The sequence below is a fragment of the Gramella sp. MT6 genome (assembly GCF_019357415.1).
In the GTDB taxonomy this organism is placed as follows: Bacteria; Bacteroidota; Bacteroidia; order Flavobacteriales; family Flavobacteriaceae; genus Christiangramia.
Window position 1 is genome coordinate 3,339,071 of the sequence record NZ_CP048410.1, and the last position, 26,084, is coordinate 3,365,154.

At 37.4% G+C, this 26,084-nt stretch carries 27 protein-coding genes; 9 read left to right on the top strand and 18 right to left on the bottom strand.

Annotated features, from left to right (window positions below; translation table 11 throughout):
• Positions 1-20 precede the first annotated feature (20 nt).
• Together G3I01_RS15075 and G3I01_RS15080 are read right to left on the bottom strand one after the other, a co-directional pair.
• The gene (locus tag G3I01_RS15075) at positions 21-2,669 is read right to left on the bottom strand and encodes a cation-transporting P-type ATPase (RefSeq protein WP_219549181.1); all 2,649 of its coding nucleotides are present in this window, start codon (positions 2,667-2,669) and stop codon (positions 21-23) included.
• 131 nt (positions 2,670-2,800) lie between these two features.
• Positions 2,801-3,649 (bottom strand): universal stress protein, encoded by an 849-nt coding sequence (locus tag G3I01_RS15080; protein WP_219549190.1) that lies wholly within the window; start codon positions 3,647-3,649, stop codon positions 2,801-2,803.
• Positions 3,650-3,970: 321 nt separating this feature from the next.
• Here G3I01_RS15080 and G3I01_RS15085 point away from each other — a divergent pair, with 321 nt between their 5' ends.
• Together G3I01_RS15085 and G3I01_RS15090 are read left to right on the top strand one after the other, a co-directional pair.
• Complete coding sequence (locus G3I01_RS15085) at positions 3,971-4,732, top strand: SDR family oxidoreductase (protein WP_219549192.1); 762 nt, start codon at positions 3,971-3,973, stop codon at positions 4,730-4,732.
• Positions 4,733-4,799: 67 nt separating this feature from the next.
• Positions 4,800-5,471, top strand: coding sequence for a peroxiredoxin (locus G3I01_RS15090; RefSeq protein WP_219549194.1), 672 nt, complete (start codon positions 4,800-4,802; stop codon positions 5,469-5,471).
• A 422-nt stretch (positions 5,472-5,893) separates the two neighbouring features.
• On the opposite strand, the gene G3I01_RS15095 is transcribed toward G3I01_RS15090, so the two are convergent.
• Positions 5,894-6,439 carry a hypothetical protein gene (locus G3I01_RS15095; RefSeq protein WP_219549196.1) on the bottom strand — a complete coding sequence of 182 codons (546 nt, stop codon included), beginning with the start codon at positions 6,437-6,439 and terminating at the stop codon, positions 5,894-5,896.
• A gap of 153 nt (positions 6,440-6,592) precedes the next feature.
• Here G3I01_RS15095 and G3I01_RS15100 point away from each other — a divergent pair, with 153 nt between their 5' ends.
• Entirely contained in the window at positions 6,593-7,543 is a 951-nt protein-coding gene (locus G3I01_RS15100; protein WP_219549198.1) for an aldo/keto reductase, read from the top strand.
• Between the two features lie 25 nt (positions 7,544-7,568).
• Here the strand turns inward: G3I01_RS15100 and G3I01_RS15105 are convergent, their stop codons facing one another.
• The 5 genes from G3I01_RS15105 to hisS form a co-directional block, all read right to left on the bottom strand.
• Positions 7,569-8,612: a DUF6515 family protein gene (locus G3I01_RS15105; RefSeq protein ID WP_257710648.1), complete on the bottom strand. Its 1,044-nt coding sequence runs from the start codon at positions 8,610-8,612 to the stop codon at positions 7,569-7,571.
• Between the two features lie 26 nt (positions 8,613-8,638).
• Positions 8,639-9,367: a DUF2092 domain-containing protein gene (locus G3I01_RS15110; protein WP_219549200.1), complete on the bottom strand. Its 729-nt coding sequence runs from the start codon at positions 9,365-9,367 to the stop codon at positions 8,639-8,641.
• Positions 9,368-9,398: 31 nt separating this feature from the next.
• Positions 9,399-10,052: a hypothetical protein gene (locus G3I01_RS15115; RefSeq protein ID WP_219549202.1), complete on the bottom strand. Its 654-nt coding sequence runs from the start codon at positions 10,050-10,052 to the stop codon at positions 9,399-9,401.
• A gap of 105 nt (positions 10,053-10,157) precedes the next feature.
• Positions 10,158-10,754 carry a hypothetical protein gene (locus tag G3I01_RS15120; protein ID WP_219549204.1) on the bottom strand — a complete coding sequence of 199 codons (597 nt, stop codon included), beginning with the start codon at positions 10,752-10,754 and terminating at the stop codon, positions 10,158-10,160.
• A 137-nt stretch (positions 10,755-10,891) separates the two neighbouring features.
• Entirely contained in the window at positions 10,892-12,262 is a 1,371-nt protein-coding gene (gene hisS, locus G3I01_RS15125; RefSeq protein ID WP_219549206.1) for a histidine--tRNA ligase, read from the bottom strand.
• A 134-nt stretch (positions 12,263-12,396) separates the two neighbouring features.
• Here hisS and G3I01_RS15130 point away from each other — a divergent pair, with 134 nt between their 5' ends.
• Positions 12,397-13,635: an ABC transporter permease gene (locus tag G3I01_RS15130; protein WP_219549208.1), complete on the top strand. Its 1,239-nt coding sequence runs from the start codon at positions 12,397-12,399 to the stop codon at positions 13,633-13,635.
• On the opposite strand, the gene G3I01_RS15135 is transcribed toward G3I01_RS15130, so the two are convergent.
• From G3I01_RS15135 to rpsF, 4 genes are all read right to left on the bottom strand, one after another.
• Positions 13,636-14,109, bottom strand: a complete 474-nt coding sequence (locus G3I01_RS15135; protein ID WP_219549210.1) for a DUF6495 family protein — start codon at positions 14,107-14,109, stop codon at positions 13,636-13,638.
• 64 nt (positions 14,110-14,173) lie between these two features.
• Positions 14,174-14,623, bottom strand: a complete 450-nt coding sequence (gene rplI, locus G3I01_RS15140) for a 50S ribosomal protein L9 (protein ID WP_108171711.1) — start codon at positions 14,621-14,623, stop codon at positions 14,174-14,176.
• Between the two features lie 12 nt (positions 14,624-14,635).
• Positions 14,636-14,935 carry a 30S ribosomal protein S18 gene (gene rpsR, locus G3I01_RS15145; protein WP_026916063.1) on the bottom strand — a complete coding sequence of 100 codons (300 nt, stop codon included), beginning with the start codon at positions 14,933-14,935 and terminating at the stop codon, positions 14,636-14,638.
• Between the two features lie 2 nt (positions 14,936-14,937).
• Complete coding sequence (rpsF, locus tag G3I01_RS15150; RefSeq protein WP_108171712.1) at positions 14,938-15,276, bottom strand: 30S ribosomal protein S6; 339 nt, start codon at positions 15,274-15,276, stop codon at positions 14,938-14,940.
• A gap of 163 nt (positions 15,277-15,439) precedes the next feature.
• Here rpsF and G3I01_RS15155 point away from each other — a divergent pair, with 163 nt between their 5' ends.
• Positions 15,440-16,150 (top strand): LytTR family DNA-binding domain-containing protein, encoded by a 711-nt coding sequence (locus G3I01_RS15155; RefSeq protein WP_219549212.1) that lies wholly within the window; start codon positions 15,440-15,442, stop codon positions 16,148-16,150.
• Positions 16,151-16,197: 47 nt separating this feature from the next.
• On the opposite strand, the gene priA is transcribed toward G3I01_RS15155, so the two are convergent.
• The 5 genes from priA to nadC all read right to left on the bottom strand — a co-directional run bounded on the left by priA (position 16,198) and on the right by nadC (position 21,594).
• Positions 16,198-18,651 carry a primosomal protein N' gene (gene priA, locus G3I01_RS15160; RefSeq protein WP_219549214.1) on the bottom strand — a complete coding sequence of 818 codons (2,454 nt, stop codon included), beginning with the start codon at positions 18,649-18,651 and terminating at the stop codon, positions 16,198-16,200.
• A 146-nt stretch (positions 18,652-18,797) separates the two neighbouring features.
• Positions 18,798-19,223, bottom strand: coding sequence for a DUF2147 domain-containing protein (locus tag G3I01_RS15165; RefSeq protein ID WP_219549216.1), 426 nt, complete (start codon positions 19,221-19,223; stop codon positions 18,798-18,800).
• A gap of 1 nt (position 19,224) precedes the next feature.
• Positions 19,225-19,785, bottom strand: coding sequence for a chalcone isomerase family protein (locus G3I01_RS15170; RefSeq protein ID WP_219549218.1), 561 nt, complete (start codon positions 19,783-19,785; stop codon positions 19,225-19,227).
• A gap of 26 nt (positions 19,786-19,811) precedes the next feature.
• The gene (locus G3I01_RS15175) at positions 19,812-20,735 is read right to left on the bottom strand and encodes a YihY/virulence factor BrkB family protein (protein ID WP_219549220.1); all 924 of its coding nucleotides are present in this window, start codon (positions 20,733-20,735) and stop codon (positions 19,812-19,814) included.
• 1 nt (position 20,736) lies between these two features.
• Positions 20,737-21,594 (bottom strand): carboxylating nicotinate-nucleotide diphosphorylase, encoded by an 858-nt coding sequence (gene nadC / locus G3I01_RS15180; protein ID WP_219549222.1) that lies wholly within the window; start codon positions 21,592-21,594, stop codon positions 20,737-20,739.
• A gap of 51 nt (positions 21,595-21,645) precedes the next feature.
• Between nadC and rlmH the strand changes: the two genes are divergently transcribed.
• The 4 genes from rlmH to G3I01_RS15200 all read left to right on the top strand — a co-directional run bounded on the left by rlmH (position 21,646) and on the right by G3I01_RS15200 (position 25,545).
• Complete coding sequence (gene rlmH / locus G3I01_RS15185; protein WP_219549224.1) at positions 21,646-22,119, top strand: 23S rRNA (pseudouridine(1915)-N(3))-methyltransferase RlmH; 474 nt, start codon at positions 21,646-21,648, stop codon at positions 22,117-22,119.
• A gap of 7 nt (positions 22,120-22,126) precedes the next feature.
• A complete protein-coding gene (locus tag G3I01_RS15190; protein ID WP_219549226.1) occupies positions 22,127-22,699 on the top strand; it encodes a non-canonical purine NTP diphosphatase in 573 nt (190 codons plus the stop codon).
• Positions 22,700-22,914: 215 nt separating this feature from the next.
• Positions 22,915-24,711 (top strand): DEAD/DEAH box helicase, encoded by a 1,797-nt coding sequence (locus tag G3I01_RS15195; protein WP_219549228.1) that lies wholly within the window; start codon positions 22,915-22,917, stop codon positions 24,709-24,711.
• An 81-nt stretch (positions 24,712-24,792) separates the two neighbouring features.
• Entirely contained in the window at positions 24,793-25,545 is a 753-nt protein-coding gene (locus tag G3I01_RS15200; RefSeq protein WP_219549230.1) for a carboxypeptidase-like regulatory domain-containing protein, read from the top strand.
• Here the strand turns inward: G3I01_RS15200 and G3I01_RS15205 are convergent.
• A complete protein-coding gene (locus G3I01_RS15205; RefSeq protein ID WP_219549232.1) occupies positions 25,542-26,072 on the bottom strand; it encodes an SRPBCC family protein in 531 nt (176 codons plus the stop codon). The genes G3I01_RS15200 and G3I01_RS15205 overlap by 4 nt on opposite strands.
• Positions 26,073-26,084: the final 12 nt, after the last annotated feature.

The window sequence follows — 26,084 nt, forward strand, 5'->3', positions numbered from 1 at the left end:
TAATTATCCTCAAGTACTCCCTAAACTTTCACGAATCCCAGACGCTTAAAGATCTGTGAGATAACCAGCGACGCAAATGCAAAAACCACGATTATAATTAATTGGTCTAAGGTCATACTTGTTAAAGACAGGGTTTCTCTAAGAAAGGGTATAAAATATCCCAGGGAGGTAATAAAAATCGAAACTAATAAAGAAAGCCAGACCCAGGGATTAGCAGTTACCTCGTTAATGAAAAATGATTCCCTGGCCGGTGGTAAATTGAAGACATTAAACAATTGCGCCATAACCAAGGTGTAGAAAGCCATATTATTCACTTTGATATCAGATAAATTTAAGCGGTAATGAGCGTAGATTACAACACCAATTACTACAAGGGTTATGGATAAACCATAAAGCACAGTGGCCTTCCAATGCTTTTTGGTTAATATTGGTTCATCTGCATCCCTTGGCCGCATTCTCATAATGTTTTTACTCCCCTTACCCATTCCAAGTGCAAGCGCTGGAAAGATATCTGTGATAAGGTTTAAATAAAGAATTTGCAGAGGAAGTAACGGCAATGGTACATTAATTACAGATGCTGCTGCTACTGAAATTACCTCAGCCAGATTACATGAGATTAAAAAAATAACGAAATACCTGATATTCTCAAAAATTGCCCTGCCCTGATGAATAGCCTGTTTAAGAGCGGTGAATTTATCATCCATTAAAATAACATCAGCTACCTCCCTGGCGGCTTCGGTACCGCGAATACCCATTGAAATACCAATGTCAGCGGTTTGTAATGCAGGGGCATCATTGATGCCATCTCCTAGCATACCCACTACTCCACGATGTTGCTGATAGAACCTCACCAGGTGTAATTTTTGCTCCGGAAGCATTCTGGCAAAAACAGAAGCTTTCAGTAAGAGCTCCTCCTCATTTGGCTCTATATTTTCAAATTTGGAATAATCAGATCCCAGAATCGTTTGTGAATTTGATTCCTCCCTACTTACCAAACCTATTTCCTGGGCTATTTTTCTTGAAGTTCCAGGGTGATCTCCGGTAATCATCTTTACCTGAATTCCGGCATCATGGTAAGTTTTAATTGCCTGGGCAATATCATTTCTGGGAGGATCAATGAAGCCGGCAATTCCTATTAAAATGAGATCCTTTAATAAAGTGTCTTCTTCAGGAATTTGGTTAGTTCTTTTATCTGCAAAAGCTAACACCCTTAACCCATCCTCTGCCATTTTATCTGCATGAGAATACCATTCATTTTTATCTTCAATCATTTCCTCCTGTCCATTTTTCAGAACCTTATCGCAATATTTCAGAATACTTTCAGGAGCTCCTTTAACGCAGCTAATAAAACTGTCACCTTCCCTATTCACCGTGGCCATTAGTTTAAGATTTGAATCAAAAGGAAGCTCATGAACCTCGGGATATTTTTTAATAATAGCACTAAAATTACAGCCTGCATTCTTTGCGAATTCCACTAAGGCGAGATCAATGGCATCTGCACTTCCATTGGAGTGTTTAGTATTTGCACTATTACACAGGACTGCCACATTTATAAATCGATCGAGACCGAAATCTTCGTTTAGATCCTTACATTTTTTACTGTCGATTATTTCAGTAGCATCAACTTCTGAACCTTTAAAAATGATCTTTTTAACGGTCATTTTATCTTCAGTAAGAGTTCCGGTTTTGTCTGTGCAAATAATGTTAGTCTCTCCAAGGGTTTGCACAGCTTCCAGTTTTTTAATCACTACTTTCTTCTTAGACAATTTCAGCATGCCCCTGGCCAGGGTAATAGTAGCAACCACCGGAAGACCTTCAGGAATTGCCGCTACGGCAAGAGCGATCCCTGTCTTTATCATTAAAACAGGATCATTGGAACTAAGAAACCCTGAAAGTCCTATTAAAACTGCTAGAACTAAGGTGAACAGGATAAGCCAGTGAGTTAAGGAATTTAGCTTTTTTTCAAGTGGTGTTCGTTTATGCTCTGTTTCCCTTGCCAGGGAACTAATTTGTCCTATTGCAGTCTTATCCCCGGTCGCGATGACTACCGCTTTTGCATTTCCTCTAGCTATAATAGTTCCGTTAAATACCATATTCTTCCGGTCGGTTATTCGCGTATTCACAGGAAGTTCATCAAGGCCTTTTTGTACAGGTTCACTTTCACCGGTAAGCATAGATTCTTTTAAGGAAAGTCTTGTTTGTTCTATTAAACGGGCATCGGCAGGTACAACATCACCGGCTTTAATCAAAATAATATCACCTGGCACCAGTAACCTGGAAGGCATAGTTTTTTCCTTACCGTCCCTGATGACGACAGATAATGTCTGAACCATTTTCTGTAGGGATTCTATAGATCGAATGGCCTGCCACTCCATAAAAAATCCTATCAAAGCCGTGATAAGTATCACAAATAAAATAGCGATCCCTTCTAAAACTTCACTAAAAAGAAAAGCTAGGATCATGGCTGCGAAAAGGATATAAATTATAGGACTCAGAAGCTGGTCTACGAAGATTTTTAGGATAGATTTTGGCTTTTTCCTGGTAAGTATGTTTTCACCAGTAGATTTAATTCTATTTGCCGCTACATTATCTCCCAGACCTTTTTCTGAACTGGAATTCAAAAGCTCTAAAACTTTTTCTACAGGAATAGAATGGGCATCTGTTATCATGAGAAAAGTCAATTAGATAGACGTTCTGTTTCTGCAAAATATAGTACGGGATCAATAAATATCCTTAATGATATTTTATCAAGCCTGAAAGAAAACCCAATATTTAAAAAGCTTTTTTTCATGATCAATAATTAATGCCTCGGTAGATTTTGTAATACAAAAAATGGAATCTGAACTTCCAGACCAATCTTTTCAATTTTTGAATCATACAGAATACTTTCCAGATAGGAATGCCTGGAATTTACCATGATAAGCATATCTGGCTTATTTTTCTCGATATAATCATTGATAGCGCCGGTAATATCGCTCCCATGTATTTGGGTAAAATCAACTTCTACTCCGGAAAAAACTGAATCAAAAAATGCTTTATTATTTTTTTGCCTTAGAGAAAGTCCGTTGTTGCATGAAACATACATAAGGTGAATTTTAACCTTCAGTCTTTTAGCCAGATCACTAATCAGTTTTAATTCTCTCCTTTTATACGGAAGTAGAAAATCTGAAGGAAATAAAATATCAACCGGATGTATCTCTTTATAATTCTCAGGTATCGCCAGGACGGGACATTTAACATATTTCATTACCTGAAGGGTATTACTACCAAAAGTCAATTTCTTATCACCCGTTTTACCCCGGGTTCCCATAATAATTAAATCGATATTTTCAAATTCAGCAAAGTCATTGGCCTCTTCAATCAGAGAACCAAATTTGGCAATTGTAGATATTTTATGGTTAGGATTAGGGGAAATAGAGATTATCTGTTTTTCGAGGGAGGCTAATTTTAAATTTACCTGTTCAAGAATACGGTTTTTAACCTCTTTCAATTCTGGTGGCTCCATAAATGGATCTAACTGAAAAACTTCATCAGCATAAGCATGCATAATATAAAATTCGCAGATCTCGTATTTAAATAGTTCCATTCCATATTTAATCGCATTCAGCGCATTTTCAGAAAAATCTGTGGGTATCAGTAGCTTATACATATTTTTCATTTTTAGCTTGGAGATTAAAAATACGGAAGAAGTATTTGAGAAAGTATGATTTTAATCACTTCTGGATAATGAAAACCCACTCATTTAAAAACTTATTTGCATGCATTTTTATAATTGAAGAATTCCCGTGATCAAAACAAAAAAGGTCTGAAAATCAAAAAGATACCTTTTAATGAAATATGATAATTCTCATAGTAATCATTCCTAACAAGCGATAATTTTAATCAGTGATTTCAAATTCTGAAAAGAAGAAGAAAGGCGATTCTCTTATCGTTCAAGTTTCCTGAATCAATAAAATTAAAATTCATAAAAATGGAAAAGTTAAAAAATAAGGTAGCAATCATCACCGGCGGAGCAGGTGGAATTGGTTTAGCCACAGCACAACTATTCCTCAATGAAGGAGCTAAAGTTATGCTGGTTGATATAAATGAAAATGAATTGAAGGAAACAGTTCAATCCTTAGATTCGGAAAAAGTCGCTTACTGTGTTGCAGATGTAAGCCAGTCCCGGGATCATGGTAAATATGTGGCAGAAACGATCGAGAGATTCGGGAAAATAGATATTTTCTTCAATAATGCAGGAATTGAAGGTGATTTTAAACCGATCTCTGAATATCCTGAGGACACCTTCGATAAAGTCATTTCGGTAAATTTAAAAGGAGTATGGCTAGGTTGCCAACATGTACTTCCCAAAATGGAAAAAGGTGGAAGTGTAATGATCACTTCATCTGTCGCGGGCTTGAAAGGATTTAAAGGTCTGGGCGCATACGTAGCTACAAAGCATGCCGTTATAGGCATTATGAGGGTGGCTGCCCTGGAATTTGCAGACAAAAAGATAAGAGTAAATACCATTCACCCTGGTCCCGTTAACAACAGGATGATGCGATCTATTGAAGAACAGATTTCACCCGATAACCCAGGTGAAGCTCAGAAAGGGTTCGAGGTGACCATTCCTTTCGAAAGATATGCTGAATCTGCAGAGATCGCCAGTATGGCTCTGTTCCTTGCTTCAGAAGATAGCAGTTACATTACCGGAACCATGCAGATTGTAGACGGTGGAATGCTACTTAATTAAAAATCAATATACCGGTAATCATAGGACTATTAAACCAACAAGATTGCCGGGTTTAATATTTAAAGTCATGGAAAATTTAGAAGAAAAAGATTTGAATATCATGCCTCGCATAGGAGACAATGTGCCAGATTTTGATGCTATTACCACTCATGGAAAAATTTACTTTTCAGATTTCGCAAATGGTAAATGGGTTATATTATTTTCTCATCCGGCAGATTTCACTCCGGTATGTACCACCGAACTCATAGGTTTTGCTAAAAGAAAAAGTGCTTTCGAAGCTTTGAACACCAAACTTTTAGGTTTAAGCATAGACAGTATCCATTCTCATCTCGCATGGATCAATAATATCAAGGAAAAAACCGGAGTTTATTTAGACTTTCCAATAATTGCAGATATCGATATGAAAGTGGCTAAATTATATGGTATGCTGCAACCTAACGAAAGTAAAACTGAAGCTGTTAGGGCAGTTTTTTTTATTGATCCCTTCCTTAATATTCGACTTATCATGTACTATCCACTCAATATTGGGAGAAATATAGATGAGATCCTGAGAGTGTTGGAAGCATTACAAATTTCAGATAAACATAAAGTAGCTATGCCTCTAAACTGGGAAAATGGTGATAAAGTGATCGTTTCTCCTCCAAAAACCCTTAAGGAAATGGAAAGCAGGATTAATGACAAATCTGGTGATAAACTAGATTTCTACCTTATCAAAAAAGATTTAGTCCAGGAAAAATAATTTTTTGATCATTATCCAATTATTGAAAAGTTAGTTAATAAAAAACGGCTGGGTTTAAACCCAGCCGTTTCGTTTCGAGGGGGATAATTCAATTAACAAAAAAAGAAATTTTGAAATAAATTATTTTCCTCTGTTTTATAATAAGAAACAGGGACATGATAAATGCCCCTGTTTCCTGAAGGTAACAGTTCTACGATATACTAAGATCAGATCAAAATTTTATAGATTAATACTATATAACTTCTTTACTTAAATATATCCCGTTACACTTCTATCATCTTAAGTCGGTTTACCCGACTTAAAATTTCTTTATATGATTTTCAAAGACCTGCTTTTAATTGTTATACCAAGATACAACCGTGAAGTCTTTTAAAATATGATTTATATCATATCCATTTCTTTTTCATTGAAATTAATCGGTTCTAATCTTTTGGAGGAATCTCAGCATCTCTGTTCACATAGGCTGAAACTCCGCGAATAAAATCGTTCACGGTCTCCTCCAAGATAGCGCGGGCATCTGAAGTTAAAGGATATGGCTGATTATTTTCAGCATAAAAAGCCCAGTCATTCATGCCGCCTACAATTTGAAACGCGGGCGCATCTGGACTTGACACCTCCACCATCTCTACATCATAGCGAATGAATCCATCTTTATATCTGAATGCCAGATCGAACATGGCATCCCAGGTAAAAGTCTGTCCTTTATTCTCTATTGAAAAAGCCTGTGGAACAAAAACCTTATATTCCAGATATTGGTCTTCTATTTCACGGCTTATCGCTTCATTGGGATTGGAAATTATATTATCTGCCCACCGTTTTGTTGCGAGGAACAATTCAGAATCAGATTTGCCAGGATATTCCCGAACTACGGAATCTTCAAAACCTGCGGGTGATAAAGTAAATTTATCTGCTACTTTCTGGGCATTTAACAGTACTGGAAATAATAAACATATAATAGTAAGTCTCATAATTTTTAATTTTAATGGTTATTCAAAAGGTAGGAAAATGTATTTCCAGAAATAGTTAAGATAAAGGCAAGACCTGTTAAACTATTTCTAAGATGAAGGCTATTAAAGGTCGATTTTGAAGTTTAATCTTATATTATCACAAAACCGAAAAAAATGAAGAAGAAACAATTAGGAAAAACAGAGCTATATACTACTCCTATAGTTTTTGGTGGAAATGTATTTGGCTGGACCGCTGATGAAAAGGAATCTTTTAAATTGATGGACCAGTTTCTCGATATGGGATTTAATATGATAGATACTGCCGATGTTTATTCCAGGTGGGCCAAAGGAAATTCCGGCGGAGAATCTGAAAGGATCATTGGAGATTATATGAAAAAGAGAGGCAACAGAGATAAGATAATTCTTGCCACCAAAGTTGGTTCTAGTATGCAGGAAGGAGGTGATAAAGACATCTCCAGAACACATATTATGAAAGCTATCGAAGATTCCCTGCAAAGATTGAAAACAGATTATGTTGACCTTTACTTCACGCACTGGGATGACGATAAAACTCCGGTTGAAGAAACCCTTGAAGCATATAAACGGTTGATCGAGCAGGGAAAAGTGAGGTATATTGGAGCATCAAATCTATCACCTGAAAGATTGCAAGCTTCCCTGGATGCATCCAAAAAAGAAAATTTACCTAAATATGAAGTTTTTCAACCCGAATATAGTCTGGCTGAGAGAAATAAATTTGAAGGTGAGATTCAGGATATTTGTATAGAGAATGACCTTGGAGTTATAAGTTATTTCTCGCTGGCAAGCGGATTTCTAACCGGAAAGTATAGCTCTAACGAAGACATTAAAGGAACCGATCGCGAAAAATTTCTAAAAAATTATTTTGATGATAATGGCGAAAATATTCTCAAAGCCTTAAAGGACATTTCAGATCATCATAATATTTCTCAAGCAGGGATTGCTTTAAGGTGGATCATGCAAAAACCAGGCATTACAGCACCTATTGCAAGTGCTTCAAAAACCGAACACTTAAAGTCTTTTCAGGAGGCGATAGATATTGAATTATCTTCAGAAGAGATGGATAAACTCGACCAGGCCAGTTCCTGATTATATTGAAGAGTTATAGATAGAACTATGACTCTTCTTTTACTTCCACCACTTCGTACATGTTTTTTCCATCAACCTGTACAGGCTGGTAATATGTATCACCATATTTCACATAAGTCTGCTCTCCTACCCTCACCTCTTCACCTCCCTCAGGTAAGTTAGGAACTATGGTTCCTGCTGTTGGAGGCACCACCTTATACATTTCTCCATCTTTTTCATAATAGGTCCCTCCATAATAATAATTATTAGTGGTTTCACTGACTTCTACCGTTTGCGCACCGCTGGGTAACTCCTTTATTTCTGCTCCCACAGGTGCCTGAACTACCCGGTATCCGTCATCCTCTTCGATATAATAAACTCCCTGATCATAGTGATATTGCTGATTCTCAATACTTATTATAATTGCTGTAGTAGCCATAGTTGCTACAAAGAATCCCCATGGATGCCAGTAAGGGCCCCAGTAGAAGGGACGGTAAGGATGGTAATAATAAGGTCTGAAGGCATAAAATCCAAAACCCCCGAAAATATAAGGTGGTCTAATATATACTCTACCACTAGAACGAACCTGGGTGTTCCGGATATTTATATCCCGGCTATTATCTATATTGATATTAATATTATTCCTGTCTCCCGGATTTCGATTTCCGGGGTTTCTATCACCTGGGTTTCTGTCACCTGGGTTTCTGTCACCTGGATTACGATCGCCTGGCCTTTTATCAGTTACCTGTTCTCTTCCGGTTGCAGGTCTGGTGGAGGGTGGTCTTTTGATCTCTGATCTGTCTAATTTTTTATTGGTGCTTAAATCACGTGATGGCATTCGGGTATTTTTACTTCTTACTGCACCACCATTGATAGATCTATTTGGAGATTGCCTGGAAACATTGCTTCTGTTATTTACATTCCTGGTAGGTCTAGAAGGAGCAGGTCTTGCTGCCGGCCTTGACATTTGAGCCCTGCCACCTCCTCGATTGATCCTTTGAGCTTCCATAGTAAGTGTTGGAAAGCTGAACAGAATCATGGAAATTATCAGGGTTAGATATTTGATTTTATAAGAGGAAGAAGATTTCATAATCAGAAAATTTTAAAGAACTGTAATTATTCAGGAAGCTCATTAGCCATAATAGCTATGTTTCGCGCATTTGGAGGTGGATCAAAAGAAAACATTTCAGATGGCAAATCAGGATTAATGTCCCAATTAAGGAAAGTAACTTCAAATTGAGTGTTATTATCCTTATGGATTATGAGGTACTTCAGCGGCAAATAAAACGCGTCATTGCTTATCCATAATTGAAGATTCATGTCCTTATTTACTGCCTGGATATGAAGACAGTTCTCACCTTCAATTTCCTTCTCCCCCAGGTAAACTATATGATCAAAATTTTCAATTACAACATCTACTATATCAGGAAAGAAAATATCAGCGGCTGGAAATTCAATGTTATAAGCTCGGTTAATACTGTCCATCATGGTAATAATATCTGACGGAGCTTCTACTACAGAATAATTATTTTCATTAAATGAATAGTAAACAAGTGTTTCCCCATTATACCAGTATCCTTTATGCCCGTCTGAACCGTTAGATTGAACGTGCATTTTATCAGGGCCAACCATAAAAACCTGTGCAGTGGAATATTCTTTAATTGATCCATATTTTCCTTTTTCAACATCTGTGGAAATATCTGCCGTAAAGCTTACTGCTCCCAATCCACCTATGAATTCCGCCATACGATCTAATACCCGAACTGCTACCGTATCCAGACTCTTATTCTGAGAATTCACGTTGAATCCTAAAAGGAATGAGAAAAAAATCAAACACTTTTTCATATGAATTAAATTTTGATCAATATTCTAAAAATCAACGGTTAAACTTAAAAACAAGACCACCAGCAAAACCAAATTGGTATATCGTTGAATAACTGCTTAAACCTGCTCCTGTTCCGCCAGTACCAAAATACAGACCTCCGCCCATGGCTTGAACTGAAGAAATGATATTTGCCTGAGCTTTAAAACCTAAATAATTTAAAAACCAGTATACCCCTCCAAATTTTGCTCCCCAGGCGAACTTGGTTGCATTATTCTTATTACCGTTTTCTGGATTATCTACGCTTGCCGTAACAACTCCGGCCATTAGACCAATAAAACCGTCGACCTGGCTTTCGGGAATTCTAAAATATCTATTACCTCCCAGCATTATATAATTGATCCCCAGGTCAAAATTCGTGAACTGTATGTAGGCGTCATTCCTCCTATAGTAAGTTGTTGGACTATTAGTATCCTGTCTTAAGTAGCTTAACTCAAACCCGTTTTCTGGCATTACCATGTATTCCACGCCTACACCCCATTGAAACCCACCTTCTATTTTACCCTCATAGAATTCATCAAAATCAAAATATGAATCAAAACTATCATCAAAGAAATAGCCGCCCTGAAGAGTTAAGTTAATATCCTGAGCATTTAGATTAAGCGCAGAAAGTAGTGAGACAAGTCCTAAAATATAGATCTTTTTCATACCGAAGATTTATGATGGAATTCTGAAATTATCCGATTCTTTATAATTCAACTTTAATATACACCGGATAGTCATTATAAATATAAATAACTAATTGCTAATTAGTTACGGTTTTTTAATTTCTTCATACTTTTCCATACTCAATCCTTTTCCGAATGTTTGCAGCATCTTCATGGCCTCCTTTCGCGGGATATGATGATAAATGCATTTAGATTTTTCAATAAGGATTACCTCTCCGGTACTAATATCTGGAGCGTCAGGAATAAAAATACTTAGGAAGCCATTATCGCTTTTGAAGGTTATAAATGCGATTTTAAAGCCATCATCGCGCTTGATTAAAATTGATTCCCACGTATTATCTGAATCCTGTTCTTCACTAAAAAATCGAAACCTAAGACGTTGTAAGGGAGGAAAAAGAAGATATAAGGTTTCTTCAAAAGATGAGTTCCACTTTTTTAAAAATCCCATTTGAATGAGAGCTCCACTAATAAAGCATATAAAAACTATCAGGACAATACTTAGCAAGGTAATAGTAGCCGTACCAAAGATCGTTTCGATCCCGAAAGCATTTGCGAATTTATGGACAATAGGACGAATTAAATGGACCGCTTTCAGGATCAATAATATGAGGATAATAAGAGGAAAAATAAAAAGTATACCTCCTATCGTTAAGGCTCTAAAAGTTTTTCCGAAAACTGCCATCTTTACTAAAAAACTGAAAATTTGAAAGAAATAAAATCCTATTCAATATAGTTCAAAATATTGAATTTCAGTAGTTTAAAACAAAAACCCTCATCTAAAGATTAAATGAGGGTTAAAAATTGTGATTAAAAATCTTTTTAAGAAAGGGCGTCTATCAGACCATCGATATCAAGACTACTTTGTTCACCAGACTTCATGTGTTTCAGTGTAAATTTCGCCTCTTTCATTTCTTCTTCTCCGGCCAGCACCGTAAATGGTATATTTCTTTTATCGGCATGTTTCATTTGTTTACCCATTTTCCCTGCGTCAGGATAAAGCTCGGCAGTCACATTTGCTGCCCTTAGATTCCTTACCGCTTTCATGGCGTAAAGCGCTTCCTTTTCTCCAAAATTGATAAAAAGAACTTTTGTATTCTGGATTACGGTATCTGGAAATAAACCTAATTCTTCCAAAACCAGATAGATCCTGTCTAAGCCAAAGGAAATACCAATACCACTCATATTTTTCAATCCAAAGATTCCTGTAAGATCGTCATAACGACCTCCTCCACCAATAGATCCCATCTTGACTTTATCTGGCGCAGCAACTTCAAAGATCGCTCCTGTATAATAGTTCAATCCACGAGCGAGGGTTACGTCAAGGTCTAATTTCGCGGTTTTCAATGGCATTTCCTGGATGGCATTCTGAATGAATTGTAATTCTTCAATACCATTCTGGCCGTTATCTGAACCTTCTAAAATAGATCTAAGACCTTCTATCTTATCAGCAAAACTTCCTGACAGACTAAATATAGGTTGGATCTTCTTCAGCGCTTCTTCAGAAATACCTTTCTCACGCATCTCCTTTTTTACTCCTTCTTCGCCTATTTTATCGAGCTTATCCAGGGCTACCGTGAAATCGATAAGTTTATCCTGCTCCCCTATCACTTCGGCAAAACCTGATAGGATCTTACGGTTATTGATCTTGATGGTTACTCCCTCCAGGCCAAGTTTATTAAAAACCGAATCGTATAACTGTACAAATTCAACTTCCTGCCATAGACTGTTACTTCCAACAACATCGGCATCACACTGATAGAATTCTCTAAACCTTCCTTTTTGTGGACGATCTGCTCTCCACACTGGTTGTATCTGATATCTTTTAAATGGGAATTCTATCTCATTTTGATGCTGAACCACGTAACGTGCGAAAGGAACGGTTAGATCGTAGCGCAAAGCCTTCTCACTAATAGAAGAAGTTAGTTTCAAACTATCCTTTTCAGCAAGGGCATTTTCATCTGCCTTTTTCAGAAAATCCCCTGAATTAAGGATCTTAAATATAAGGCGGTCACCTTCGTCACCATATTTACCCATCAGGGTCGAGGAATTCTCGAAACTTGGGGTTTCAATTGGCTGAAATCCAAATCTCTTGAATTCAGACTGAATAGTTCCAAAAATATAATTTCTCTTCGCGACTTCTTCCGGTGAAAAATCCCTGGTACCTTTTGGTATTGATGGTTTTTGTGCCATGATCTTGTTTAAGCTGAATTTGCTATTAAGGATTGCAAATATCTTAATTTTTAAGGGAACCCAAACAAAATTGAAATTTTAAGTAACAAAGTTCTAATTTTATAGTCTAACCGGTAAGCCAGAAAATTCAACCCATGTTTTCACTTTTTCGGGAAAATATAAGGATAGCCCTTAATTCCATTAAAAATCAATCTCTCAGGACCATTCTAACGGTGCTTATCATTGCCATTGGAATAACTGCGCTTGTGGGCATCTTAAGTGCAGTAGCAGCTCTTGAAAACACTATAAGTAAGGATTTTGCTTCCATGGGATCTAATACTTTCAACTTACAACGATACGAATTCAGAACACAGAGTTTTGGAAACGAGGAAAGAAAAGTAAATCCTATTATAAGTTATCGCGAGGTTAAAGAATTTGAAGAGAATTTTGAGTATCCTTTTACTGAAACTGCTATTTCATTTACCGGGACCTCTTCTGCAGAGATAAAATATGAAAATGAAAAGACAGATCCCGAAATATCTGTATTAGGAGTAAATGAATATTACCTGGAAAATACTGGACTAAAAGTAGAAGACGGCCGTGAATTCAACGTTTTTGATATAGATAATAATAATAACGTTGCGGTAATTGGATCAGATTTTAAAGACGGAATATTTAAAGGATTTGATCCTGTAAATAGAACGATCAGTATTCGGGGAGCCAAATTTAAGGTTATAGGAGTGCTGGAATCTAAAGGAAGTACTTTTGGAAATAACCAGGACCTGCGCGTTTTTATCCCTATCCAGCATGCTCGGTCATTATTTTCTCAGCCAAACATTAATTATAGCCTTAGCGTTAAAGTAGAAGATAAAGAATTGCTTGATGCCGCGATGGATGAGGCTATCATCACTTTCAGAAATATTCGTGGGCTTAGCCCGAGAGAAGAAAACAATTTTGGCCTGGAACGTAGTGATGATCTCATCAACCGAATTTTATCCATTACCGGCGCGCTGAATATTGCAGCCTGGATCATTTCTATTATCACCATTTTTGGATCTTCAATAGCTTTAATGAATATTATGCTGGTAACCGTTACCGAAAGAACACGTGAAATCGGAGTAAGAAAGGCATTAGGAGCAAAGAAAAATACGATCGCAACTCAATTCTTCCTGGAAACCCTGGTTATAGGCCAGATTGGCGGATTACTTGGAATTCTCCTGGGAATAGGAATAGGTTACGCAGTGGCCACTTCGCTTGATTTTGCATTTACCACACCGTGGAAAGCGATGTTATGGGCGACTGGTATCACCATACTCGTAGCAATTCTCGCAGGAAGTTATCCGGCTGCAAAAGCAGCGAAGCAGGATCCTATTGAATCCCTGAGATATGAGTAATTAGCCTTCTACTATATTCTTGAAATAACCATAAAGATCACCCTGGGTGATATTTGCTCCCTGCTTGATAAGTGCAAAAATATCCTTATTTCTGTCGTCACTTATTGCCCTGGTAGAGGTATAAATAGTTACAGTATCATCCATAAGATTCGTTTGAAGCCATTGATAACCTTCACGAGTAGTGATATCTATCGCTTCATTCTCTATTTTAACAGCAATAAGTTCTATGGTCGCTGTAGTTATATGAAACAAGAAGATCTGGTTGGGTGAGAAATGTTCCAGATATTCTACCTTATTTAAAACTCCTTCCCAGATAAGATCACTGAAAATATCCAGTTCTTCTTCGGCAGCTTCGGGTTTGTCCTTCTTGATCTGCTCCCATTCATCTGCAGTGATAGATTGTGTAGCCAGGAAATTGATGAATTCCTGATGCATCTCTTCAAACTGCTCTTTAGTTAATCTTGCGTATTTCATAATCAATATTAAAAAGAAAAGCCCACTCATAAATGAGCAGGCTTTTTTCTATAAGTAAAATAAATTAAGCTTCACCTACCACGTCAAAGGTAAAGTTAGAAACTACCTCACGGTGAAAACGCAAAGTTGCTTCGTACTGTCCTAAACGCTTGATGTTACCACCGGCGATGTTAATGTATTTCTTTTCGATCTCTACACCTTCTTTAGCAAGAGCATCAGCTAGATCACCATTGGTGATAGAACCGAATAACTTATCACCTGCTCCTGCTTTCGCAGTCATCTTAATTTCAAGGTTGTTAAGTTTTTCAGCTTGTTTCTTAGCTTCGTCAATATGCTTTTGTTCTTTATAGGCGCGCTGCTTCAAAGTTTCTTGCAAAACTTTTCTTGCAGAAGGAGTTGCCAATTCAGCATATCCTTGTGGAATAAGATAATTTCTACCGTAACCGTTCTTAACAGCTACTACATCATCTTTAAAACCTAAATTATCTACGTCTTTTTTAAGTATCACTTCCATAACTGCCTCTTTTTATTTTAATAAATCACCTACGTAAGGCATTAATGCTAAGTGACGAGCACGCTTAACGGCTGTAGCCACTTTTCTCTGAAACTTCAAAGAAGTACCTGTTAAACGACGAGGTAATAATTTCCCCTGTTCGTTTACAAAGCCCATTAAGAAATCAGGGTCTTTGTAATCAACGTACTTAATACCAGATCTTTTGAATCTACAGTATTTTTTAGCTTTGGTTGTTTCTATATTAAGAGGAGTAAGATACCTGATCTCTCCGTCTTTTTTTCCTTTTGCTTGTTGTTCAATAGATGTTGCCATGATTACGCTTTTTCCTTGTTACGTTTTCTTCTTTTTTCAGCCCAAGCTACAGCATGCTTATCTAACTTTACAGTTAGGTAACGCATCATACGCTCGTCTCTTCTGAATTCTAATTCTAATGGCTCAATAACTTCACCAGGAGCTTGAAATTCAAATAAGTGATAAAAACCACTTTTCTTGTGTTGGATTGCATAAGCCAGTTTTCTTAGGCCCCAATCTTCTTTAGCTACCATCTCAGCCCCTTTCGAAACAAGAAAATCTTCGTATTTCTTAACTGTCTCCTTTATCTGCTCATCAGATAAAACGGGATTCAAGATGAAAACAGTTTCATAATTGTTCATATAATTAATCTTTAAATTAAATCGGCTGCAAAAATATGATTTATATTCCTTATTTCAAAGCTTAATAATGAGGATAAAACACAAATTTTATCGATGTAAAAATATTTTACCTTGTATTTCTTATATTTAATGAGTAATATTGTTAGTGACTAACCTATTAACCGTGGAAGAAGTACTACTCAAATGTGCCGTCGTTGATGATTCCAGCCTGCAAAGGCTATCAATTGTTAAGTTGATAAAAGATCATCCCAATCTTAAACTCGTTGCCGAATATAATAATGCGATCGAAACCAAAAATGGTTTATTAGATACTGAAACAGATCTTATATTCCTGGATATCGAAATGCCTATACTTTCGGGATTCGAGCTTTTGGACAACCTTCCAAATAAACCTCAGATCATCTTTGTAACCGGAAAAACTAAATATGCCTTCAAGGCTTTCGATTATGATGCCGTGGATTATATTCACAAACCGGTAACTAAAGACAGATTCAATAACGCGGTAAATAAAGCGGTAAATCTTTACAAACTGAAACATCAAACTGCTGTACCAGAAGATGATGATTTCATTTTCGTTAAGAGTAATCTTAAGAATAGAAAGGTTTTTCTTGGTAAACTAAAGTACATTCAGGCACTTGGTGATTATGTGAAGTTTGTGACCGAAAAAGATAATTTTGTAGTTCTAGCAACTATGAAATCCTTTGAAAAGCAACTACCTAGCGACCGGTTTTTAAGAACGCACAAATCTTATATTGTAAATCTCGACAAGATAGAACGTTATAACAGTAAAAATATAGAGATCGATAAAGAGAAATTACCTTTAAGCCGTCATAAGAAAGCGAACCTGGTTGAAGCTCTGAGCGCGATACAGTAAAAATCAAATTACCTTAATATATAGAGCCACTAAAAAGTGGCTTTTTTTTATTGCGGATCTACGTTCACCACTACCCTAACCGACCTGTAAGCACCAATAGCCCTGAAGGTAGTTAGAATTCTATGCACCACTTTCTTTGTTTTCCCTAATGACTGCTTTTTTGGGATCTTTATAAGAATATTCTTGTAGTACTCATTCCTAATCCTGGCGACCGGAGGAAATTCCGGACCCAATACATACCGATCAAAAACATTTTCCAGAGCTCTCGCCAGCCATTCGGCAGCTTCATTAGTTTTGGAATAATCCCTGCATTTTAGAGTTAACCGTATTAACCGAAAATATGGTGGATATTGATATTGATACCTGTCTTCCAGTTGCTCCTTATACATGGCTTCATAATCGCCTGTTGAGACCTGCTGGATGATCTGGTGATGCGGATTATAGGTTTGAATTAGAACCTTCCCTCTTTTCTTGGTCCTGCCAGATCTCCCTGCTACCTGCAACATTAACTGAAAACTTCTTTCATGGGCCCGAAAATCAGGAAAATTCAGGAGATTATCGGCATTCATGATCCCTACGAGACTTACTTTTCTAAAATCAAGACCTTTTGTAAGCATTTGAGTACCAATAAGAATATCAGTTTCATGATTTTCAAAGGCTGAAATGATCTTTTCATAAGCATATTTTCCCCGGGTGGTATCCTGGTCCATTCTCCCAATCTTATTCTTTGGAAACAATGCTTTTAACTCGGTTTCCACCTGTTCAGTTCCAAATCCCTTCGTAGAGATCTCATTACTTCCACAAGCCATGCACTGATGTTGCATGGCAATATGATAACCACAATAATGGCAACGCAGCTGATTGTTATTGCTATGATAAGTAAGACTCACATCACAATTAGGACACTGCGGAGAATGCCCGCAGGTATTACATTCCATAATCGGCGAAAATCCCCTTCGATTCTGAAAAAGGATCACCTGCTCCTCTTCCTTAAGACTTTCTTTGATCTCCTCGATAAGTCTTTCAGAAAAATGTCCGGTCATTTTCTTCTTTCGATGGGCTGTTTTAATATCCACGATCTCAACTTCGGGCATCAAGACATTCCCAAACCTTCGATTCAATTCTACCAAAGCATATTTATTATGCTCGGCATTAAAATAAGATTCTATAGAAGGCGTCGCTGAACCCAGAACAATATTGGCTTTAAACATATTAGCCAGGACCACGGCCGCATCCCGGGCATGATAGCGCGGTGCGGGATCAAATTGCTTAAAAGTAGACTCATGCTCTTCATCAACCACAACTAGACCCAGATCCTGAAACGGCAGGAAGACGCAAGACCTGGCTCCAATAACTATTTTACCATTTTCTGAATATTCCAGAACCTTATTATAGATCTCAACCCTCTCGTTTAAAGAATATTTACTGTGATATACCAGAACCTTATCTCCAAAATAATTCTGAAGTCTTTTTATGAGTTGCGTAGTTAGCGCAATTTCAGGCAAAAGATATAATGCCTGCTTCCCATTATTGATAGCTTCCTCGATAAGTTTTATATAGATCTCCGTCTTACCGGAAGAAGTCACACCGTGCAGCAAACAAACCCTGTTCTCTTCAAAATTATCTTTGATCTCTCCAAAAGCCTGTTGCTGAATTTTATTAAGATGGATCTCGTGAGAATTAATTTCGCCTGAAAAAACTATCCGGTCTGTTTCCTGGTAATATTCTTCAAATATATTTTTATCGATAAGGCTTTTCAAAATAGAGGCGCTGGCTCCCGATTCTTTTAATAGTTCCTTGACCTTTAATGACTTTTTCGACCTTGCGGTAATTGAGAAATAAGAAAGAACGATCTCTCGCTGTTTTGGAGCCCGCGAAAGTTCATCCAGCAGCGCATGCATTTCACTTTCGGCTTCAAATGCAGGATTCAGTCTCACATATCGAACCTCTTTCGGCTTGAATTGCTCGTAGATCTCCTGGTTTAGATCAACTATATTTTTAGATACCAGTTTATTGATAACCGGTAACACCTTTTTCCTGTCCAGCAACTGTTCGATCTCCTGTATCTTCATGGAAGACTGCCTTTGCAGGGCCTCAACCACCAAATATTCATCGTCATTTAAAACAGCGGTCTCGATCTCAACATCCTTCGAAAGCTTAACGATACTTTCGCTCTCGAGTAAAAACGCCCCCGGTAAAGCAGCACGCATCACTTCCCCTTCTGTACACAAGTAATAGGTAGCCAGCCAATTCCAGAACTTTAATTGCTCATAGGTGAGCAATGGTTTTTCATCCAGGATCTGGTGAATTGGTTTCGCTTCATAAACCTCAGGCGGATTTTGATGAATCTCTGCTACGATCCCGGTATAGATCCTGTTTTTACCAAACTGCACTGCCAGTCGCATCCCGGGCTGAATAAACCGGGCTTCTTCATCTGTAAGACTATATGTAAAGCGGTTATCCAGCGGAAGTGGCAGGATAAGATCAGCGAAATAGGACATTTATAACGGGTTGGTTTATAAAAAGAGAAAAAGCTGTTCTTAATCTTAGCTTACCCTCTAACTATTGAATTCAAAAATATTAAGAATCATTAGTTTTTCGAAAGTAAAACTGAAAATTTAAGAACAGCTTTTATATTCTGTATAATCTATTTAGCTCTATGCCATTCCTTAGTTTTATAAAATAAGGCAATATAGCCGCGAACTTTCAAAACATCTGGATTATCCTCCTCAAGCCATATCTTGCATCGATATTTTTTTCCGGTTTTGGGGTCAACGATAGTTCCTCCTACATATTCACTACCATCTTTCTCCAGACCTTTCATTAATTCCATACCCTGAACAGGTTCATTTTTAAGTTCTCCCGGACACTTGGTACAGATACGATCGCGGTCCTCCTCCTTCATTATCTTGTCTACCTTACCATATATCTTATCTCCTTTTTCATAGATCTCGATAATGGAGTTCACCTTGCCTTCTTCATTGGTATTCTTCCATTTTCCAATTACAGATTGCCCTTGAATAGGAATCCAAATCAAGGCAAAAAAGACAATTATCAAAGAAAGGACCTTCATATTATTTTCCTAGCATAGCTTCTTTAAGGTCATCGTCTGCCGGTTTATTAGACAACCATATTCCGAATAAAGCCTTTTTAAAATCCATACCTTCTATAACTCCAAGCTCTTTATCGTTCTTGTAAACGACAACACCCTGAGATGGCATATATACTATATCAAAAATATCGTCACGCTTGATCTCTTCAAGAAAGAAATCCTGGAATTTCTTGATCTTGGCTGCAAGAGGTTTAGTATTACCATTTGTAGAATTCTCAAAACCTTCGTTAACGGCTTCCATCATTTTATCGCTGGTAATAAGTTTCGAAACGATATGAAGCTTAATACTCATAGGTTCGTTTGCTCCCATAATTTTTGAAGCATCAGAAGATTTACTGGTTAGATACAAACCACCTGCATAAAGGTCTATCCAAAGTTTTTCACGAACGCCTGCACCATTGAGGTTTAGGGTTTGTCCTTGGAAAGTTTCAGAATTAGGTAGGTTTACTCCACCAACTTCAGTTTGAGCCGAGATTAAGCCTGCACTCATAAGTGCGATAAAAACAAAAATTATTTTTTTCATTATTAAGGGTTTAGTTTGGTTTAAAGTTATTTAAATTTTTTCTTCAGTTTGATCAAAGATGCATTAAGTTCAAAGCCTAATAGCAACATGTTGGAATTCAGCCATATATAAAACATTAAAATTAAAAGAGCACCTATAGATCCATATAATTCGTTATAATTTGAAAAGTTTGTAATGTACAAACTGAACAAAAATGTAGTGATCATTATCAAAATCGTGGTAAACAAAGCACCGATCGAAAAGAAACGGGCCTGTCTTGCCTCCCTGGTTCCAAAATAATATAAAATTGAAACTGCACTATAGATCAGTATTACAAATCCTATATATTTAATTAGATCCTCCCCGAAACCTCCAGCTACATCAATCCCTAAATTACTCAGGTCGTCTATTGCATAGGTCATATAAACCGCTCCTATTACTGATATAAGCAACAACAATGCCAGTATTAGCGAAACTCCCACGGCTACAGCATATTGACGCGGAATAGACCTGTTATTTTTTGTATGATAGCTAAATTCGAACCCGGTAAAGATCGCATTCACTCCATTGGTCATTAAAAAAATAGAAAGGAAAAATGCTACAGATAATAATCCACCTCTTGGAGTATTGGCAATATCTTCGAAAATAGTCCCGAAAAAATCTGAAGTTTCCGGCGGCAGTAGCGTATCCATAAAAAGTAAGAACTGGATCTGGAAATCGTCAATAAAGGTGATGTATGGAATGAGGTTAAGTATAAAAAGAAGAAAGGGGAAAATCGCCATGAAAAAACTGAAGGCGATAGAACTTGCCCTGGTTGAAAAAGTCCCTTTAACTATACCACCCCAGTAAATTATCCAGAGATTATACAGCGACAGTCCTTCCAAACCCGGCAAAATGATCTTCTTGGTCTTGCGTCTCCACCAATCGGAAAATTCTTCAAGTTTGGATTTAACTGCTTTCTCTGGGGCCATATTATACGGCTTTTAAGCTCAGGTCAAGATTATGTACCGAATGAGTTAAGGCACCGCTGGAAATAAAATCTACACCACATTCAGCATAACTTCTAGCGGTTTCGAGTGTAATTCCACCGCTTGATTCGGTGAAACATTTTCCATCAATAAGATCTACCGCCTTACGGGTATCTTCATAATTGAAATTATCTATCAGGATTCTGTAAACACCATCAGATTTCAAGATCTCTCTTATTTCTTCCATATTTCTGGCTTCCACAATGATCTTTAGGTCAAGATCGTTATCTGCCAAATATTTTTTGGTCTTTTCAATAGCTTTGGTGATTCCTCCTGCGAAATCTATATGATTATCCTTAAGCATTATCATATCATAAAGTGCAAAACGGTGATTCTCCCCTCCTCCTATTTTTACACCCCATTTTTCTAATGCCCTGATGCCTGGGGTGGTTTTTCGGGTATCGAGTATCCTGGTTTTAGTTCCCTCCAGCTTCGTAACAAATTCAGCTGTTTTGGTGGCGATAGCACTCATACGCTGCATAGCATTGAGCACAAGCCTTTCTGCTTTTAAAATTGACTGGGAGCTGCCTTCCACAAAAAATGCAATATCTCTGCGCTTTACCTGGTCCCCATCCTTTAAAAGGACCTCAATCTTTAATTCTGGATCTACATAATTAAAAACTCTTTTTGCAAACTCAACGCCGGCAAGGATGCCCTGATCCTTGACCAGTAATTTTGCTTTTCCGGTAGCATCTTCAGGAATACAGGCAAGTGAGCTGTGATCTCCATCACCAACGTCTTCCCTGATTGCATTTTTAATAATTAATTCAATTTCTTTTTCGAATTGTTCCGGTGAGATCATTTTCTCTGCTTATTTTTGTAAATGTAGTAAAGTCTGTACTAAAATCACGGGATGACCATAAAATTAGTCTGTATAGGAAAGACAGATAAAAGAGAACTGGATACGCTTATAAAGATCTATAAAGATAGACTTCAGCATTATATCAAATTCGAATTAGAAATTATTCCAGACCTTAAAAAGGTAAAGAACCTGGACGAGAATCAGCAAAAAGTAAAGGAAGGGGAATTAATACTTTCCGGGATACAGAATTCAGATTTCCTGGTATTGCTCGATGAGAACGGTAAGCAATTCAGTTCAGAAAGCTTTTCAGAGTATATTCAGAAAAGAATGAACACAGGCCTAAAAAGGCTGATCTTTATTATTGGCGGGCCTTACGGATTTTCTGAAGAAATGTATAAAAGAGCTAATTCGAAAATATCACTCTCTAAAATGACCTTTTCCCATCAAATGGTAAGATTATTTTTTACCGAACAATTATACAGGGCTTTTACCATCCTGAAAAATGAACCATATCATCATAGATAAATAAGACATGAAGCTAGTATTTGCAACCCATAACCCTAATAAGTTCAAGGAGATCAAAGAACTTCTACCAGATCATATCGAACTTCTTTCGCTTACAGATATCGATTGTAAGGAGGATATCCCTGAAACCGGAGATACCATCGACGAAAATGCAATGATCAAGGCAGATTATGTGAAGAATCATTATGGGTATGATTGTTTCGCAGATGATACAGGCCTGGAGGTAAATTCACTGGCCGGGGCTCCTGGAGTTTATTCGGCGAGATATGCGGGAGACGAAAAGAACGATGAAAAGAACGTTGAAAAACTTCTAAGCCAGCTTGAAAAAAGAGATGACAGGACTGCCAGATTCAGGACCGTAATAGCGCTTAATTTGAAAGGTCATGAAAACCTTTTCACCGGAATTTGCGAAGGCACTATCCTGAAAGAAAGAATAGGCAACAAGGGTTTTGGTTATGATCCTGTATTTCTACCCAATGGATTTGACAAAAGTTTCGCGGAAATGGATCTGCGCGATAAAACCAAAATCAGTCATAGAGGGATCGCTTTTCGAGCACTTATTGAATATCTTTCAAAATAAAAAGCCGCACAAGAAACTCCTAGTTTCAAAACTAGCTGACAATCAAATATTTAAATAAAAATATTTATTCTAGGTAGTCAGAAATAAAAGACTATATTTGCCGCTTGAAATTCCTCAGGGTGAGGATGTGTTGCTAGAAGTTTAGGTTTTAAGTATGTCGATTCGCTTCTTATGTAACACTTACATATCATAATCGAATACTTACATAAAAACGAATGAACGCATTCCAAAAACTTGGACTTGACGCAGACTTGCTTAAGGCCATTGAAGACATGGGGTTTGAAACTCCAAGTGAAGTACAGGAAAAATCAATCCCAATCTTATTAGAACAGGAAACCGACCTTGTGTCACTGGCACAAACAGGAACTGGTAAAACAGCTGCCTTTGGTTTTCCACTAATCCAGAAAATTGATTCAAATTCTAAGAAAACCCAGGCATTAATCCTTTCACCTACCCGTGAACTGTGTTTACAGATCACTAATGAACTTAAGAACTACTCTAAGTATAAAAAATCTTTGAACGTAGTTGCAGTTTATGGTGGAGCTAGTATTACAGATCAGGCAAGAGCCATCGAAAGAGGAGCTCAGATCATCGTAGCTACTCCAGGTAGAATGCAGGATATGATCCGCAGAAGAATGGCAAACATCTCCTCTATTGGATATTGTGTGCTTGATGAAGCAGATGAAATGCTGAACATGGGATTTTATGAAGATATTAAGAGTATCCTTTCACATACCCCGCAAGAAAAGAAAACTTGGTTATTCTCTGCAACTATGCCTAAAGAGGTAGCAAAGATCGCCAAGAAGTTCATGACAAATCCTGTTGAAATCACTGTAGGATCTAAAAACATGGGTACTTCTAACGTTTCTCACGAGTGGTATTTAGTAAATCACCGTAATCGTTACGATGCTTTAAAAAGGCTTGCAGATGCTAATCCTGATATTTTCTCAGTGATCTTCTGTAGAACTAAAAGAGATACTCAAAAAGTTGCTGAAAAACTTATTGAGGATGGATATAATGCTGCGGCATTACACGGAGACTTAAGTCAGAATCAGCGTGACCTGGTAATGAAGAGTTTCAGAAGCCGCCAGATCCAGATGCTTGTGGCGACAGATGTTGCTGCACGTGGAATTGATGTAGATGATATTACTCACGTAATCAACTACCAGTTGCCAGACGAAATTGAAACCTATACTCACCGTAGTGGTAGAACAGGTAGAGCCGGGAAAAACGGTGTTTCTATGGTGATCATTTCAAAAAGTGAAGTTCGTAAGATCAGAACTATTGAAAAAATCATTCAGCAGAAATTCGAGGAGAAACAAATTCCTGATGGGAAAGAGATCTGTAAAACGCAGCTTTTCCATTTAGCTAATGATATCAAGAAGACAGAGATCAATCACGATATTGATCCTTACCTTCCTACCATAAACGAAGCTCTGGAAGATTTCACCAAGGAAGAATTGATCAAAAAATTCTTTTCGGTAGAATTCACCCGTTTCTTTAATTACTATCAGAAAGCTCCAGATCTTAATGCAGAATCTGCAGGCGGTAGGCCAGAAGTTTCTGAGGGGAATACCAGATATTTTATCAATGTTGGATCTAAAGACGGATATGACTGGAAAAGTCTTAAGGATTTCCTTACGGAAGAACTTAATCTTGATAGAGACGATGTATTTAAAGTTGATTGCAAAGCCAGTTTCTCATTTTTTAATACAGATGAAAAGCACACAGACCTTATTCTTAAAACCTTTACTGAATACAAGCAGAACGGCAGGTTCGTAAATGTTGAAGTTACCAAAGACCAGCAATCTGGCAGAGGTGGCGGAGGAAGAAAGAGAGAACGCAGCGGTGGCGGCGGAGGAAGAAGAAACTCTAAAAGCTTTGACGATAATAAAGGTGGAAAATTCAGCGGAAGAAGAAGATCTGAAAAAAGAGATGATAAAGGCCCAAGAAAAGGAAGCCGAAATAAGAATATCGAGAATTCAATAAAGAGAAGAAGATCGAAAGCTTAATAAATTCAATAAATGCCAAACTTAATCTTTAAGTTTGGCATTGTTTTTTATAAGGATTTTATATTTTTAGCCCCGATTGTTATGAAAAACACCCTTCTTATATTTTTTCTCCTGATATCGGGATACATGTCTGCTCAGGATATGGTTTCCGGGACGGTAATGAATGCCGCCAATGATAAGCCTATCGAAAATGTGCATATCGTTAACCTGAACCAGGTTAAAGGTGCAGTTACCGATGAAAACGGAGAATTTGAACTTCAGGCTACAGTTAATGATACGTTATACTTTTCTTATCTGGGATTCAGATCCATACGTGTAAGAGTTACCAATGACTGGCTTAAGTACGGTAACGTGAAGGTAAAAATGACCGAACTTGGTTTTGCTCTGGAAGAGGTAACGGTAAACTCTGTTAAATTAACTGGTTATCTCGAAATTGACGCGAAGAATATTCCTATTTATGACAATTACCGCTATAGCATTTCAGGATTAAACTCTGGGTATGAAGGAGGTGATTCATCACCAAATGCAGTGACTAAAGCGATTAGATCGCTTTCTAATCCTGCAGATATGGTCTATAACATTTTTGGCACCAGGCCGAGACAAATGAAGAAATTACGTCAAATGAAGAAGGATGATAACATCCGTAGTCTTTTGCGTAATAAATTTGACCGTGAAACTTTGATGGCTTTACTACAGGTGAACAGAGCTGAAATTGACGAGATACTCAATAATTGCAATTACTCACAGGATTTCATGAAAACAGCAAATGATCTTCAGATACTGGATGCAATTAACAGCTGTTACGAAGAGTACAAAGTTCTTCAAAAGAACTAATTGACTTCCAGGATACTTTTTAATTCTTTAAGACCTTCCTCAAATTTTTCTCCAAGAGCTTTTTCAGGAGAATAAAATATACTGATGATAGTTAATGGAAAAGCCAGATTTCCTCGGGTTCCCCATACCATTTTAGTTTTTTCCGCTTCAATTTCCTTAACCCCAATATAGGTTAGGGCATTTACTTTAACGGGTTTCACAAAAAGGATCTTTGTTTCGAAAACCCTGCCTTGCTTGGCTTTCACGATTCGTTGTATCCCCTCACCTGCCTTGTTATTTCCTTTCCAGTAAAAACTTGCTCCAATCTTACCGTCTTCTCCTTTATATTTTAAAATCGCTTCCGGATCCCGTTTGAACCAGGGATTCCACAAAGGTTGCTTTTTTAGCTGTCTTACGAAATTGAAGACTTCTTCCCTTGGTTTATTGATAACCACGGTTCTACTTACATCATATTCCTTCTTCGCCCACGCGTGCAGGAAAGCAAAAAATGTAATTAGCGCTATAATTAAATAAAAAAAGAGGGTCATTAAGTAGGTTTA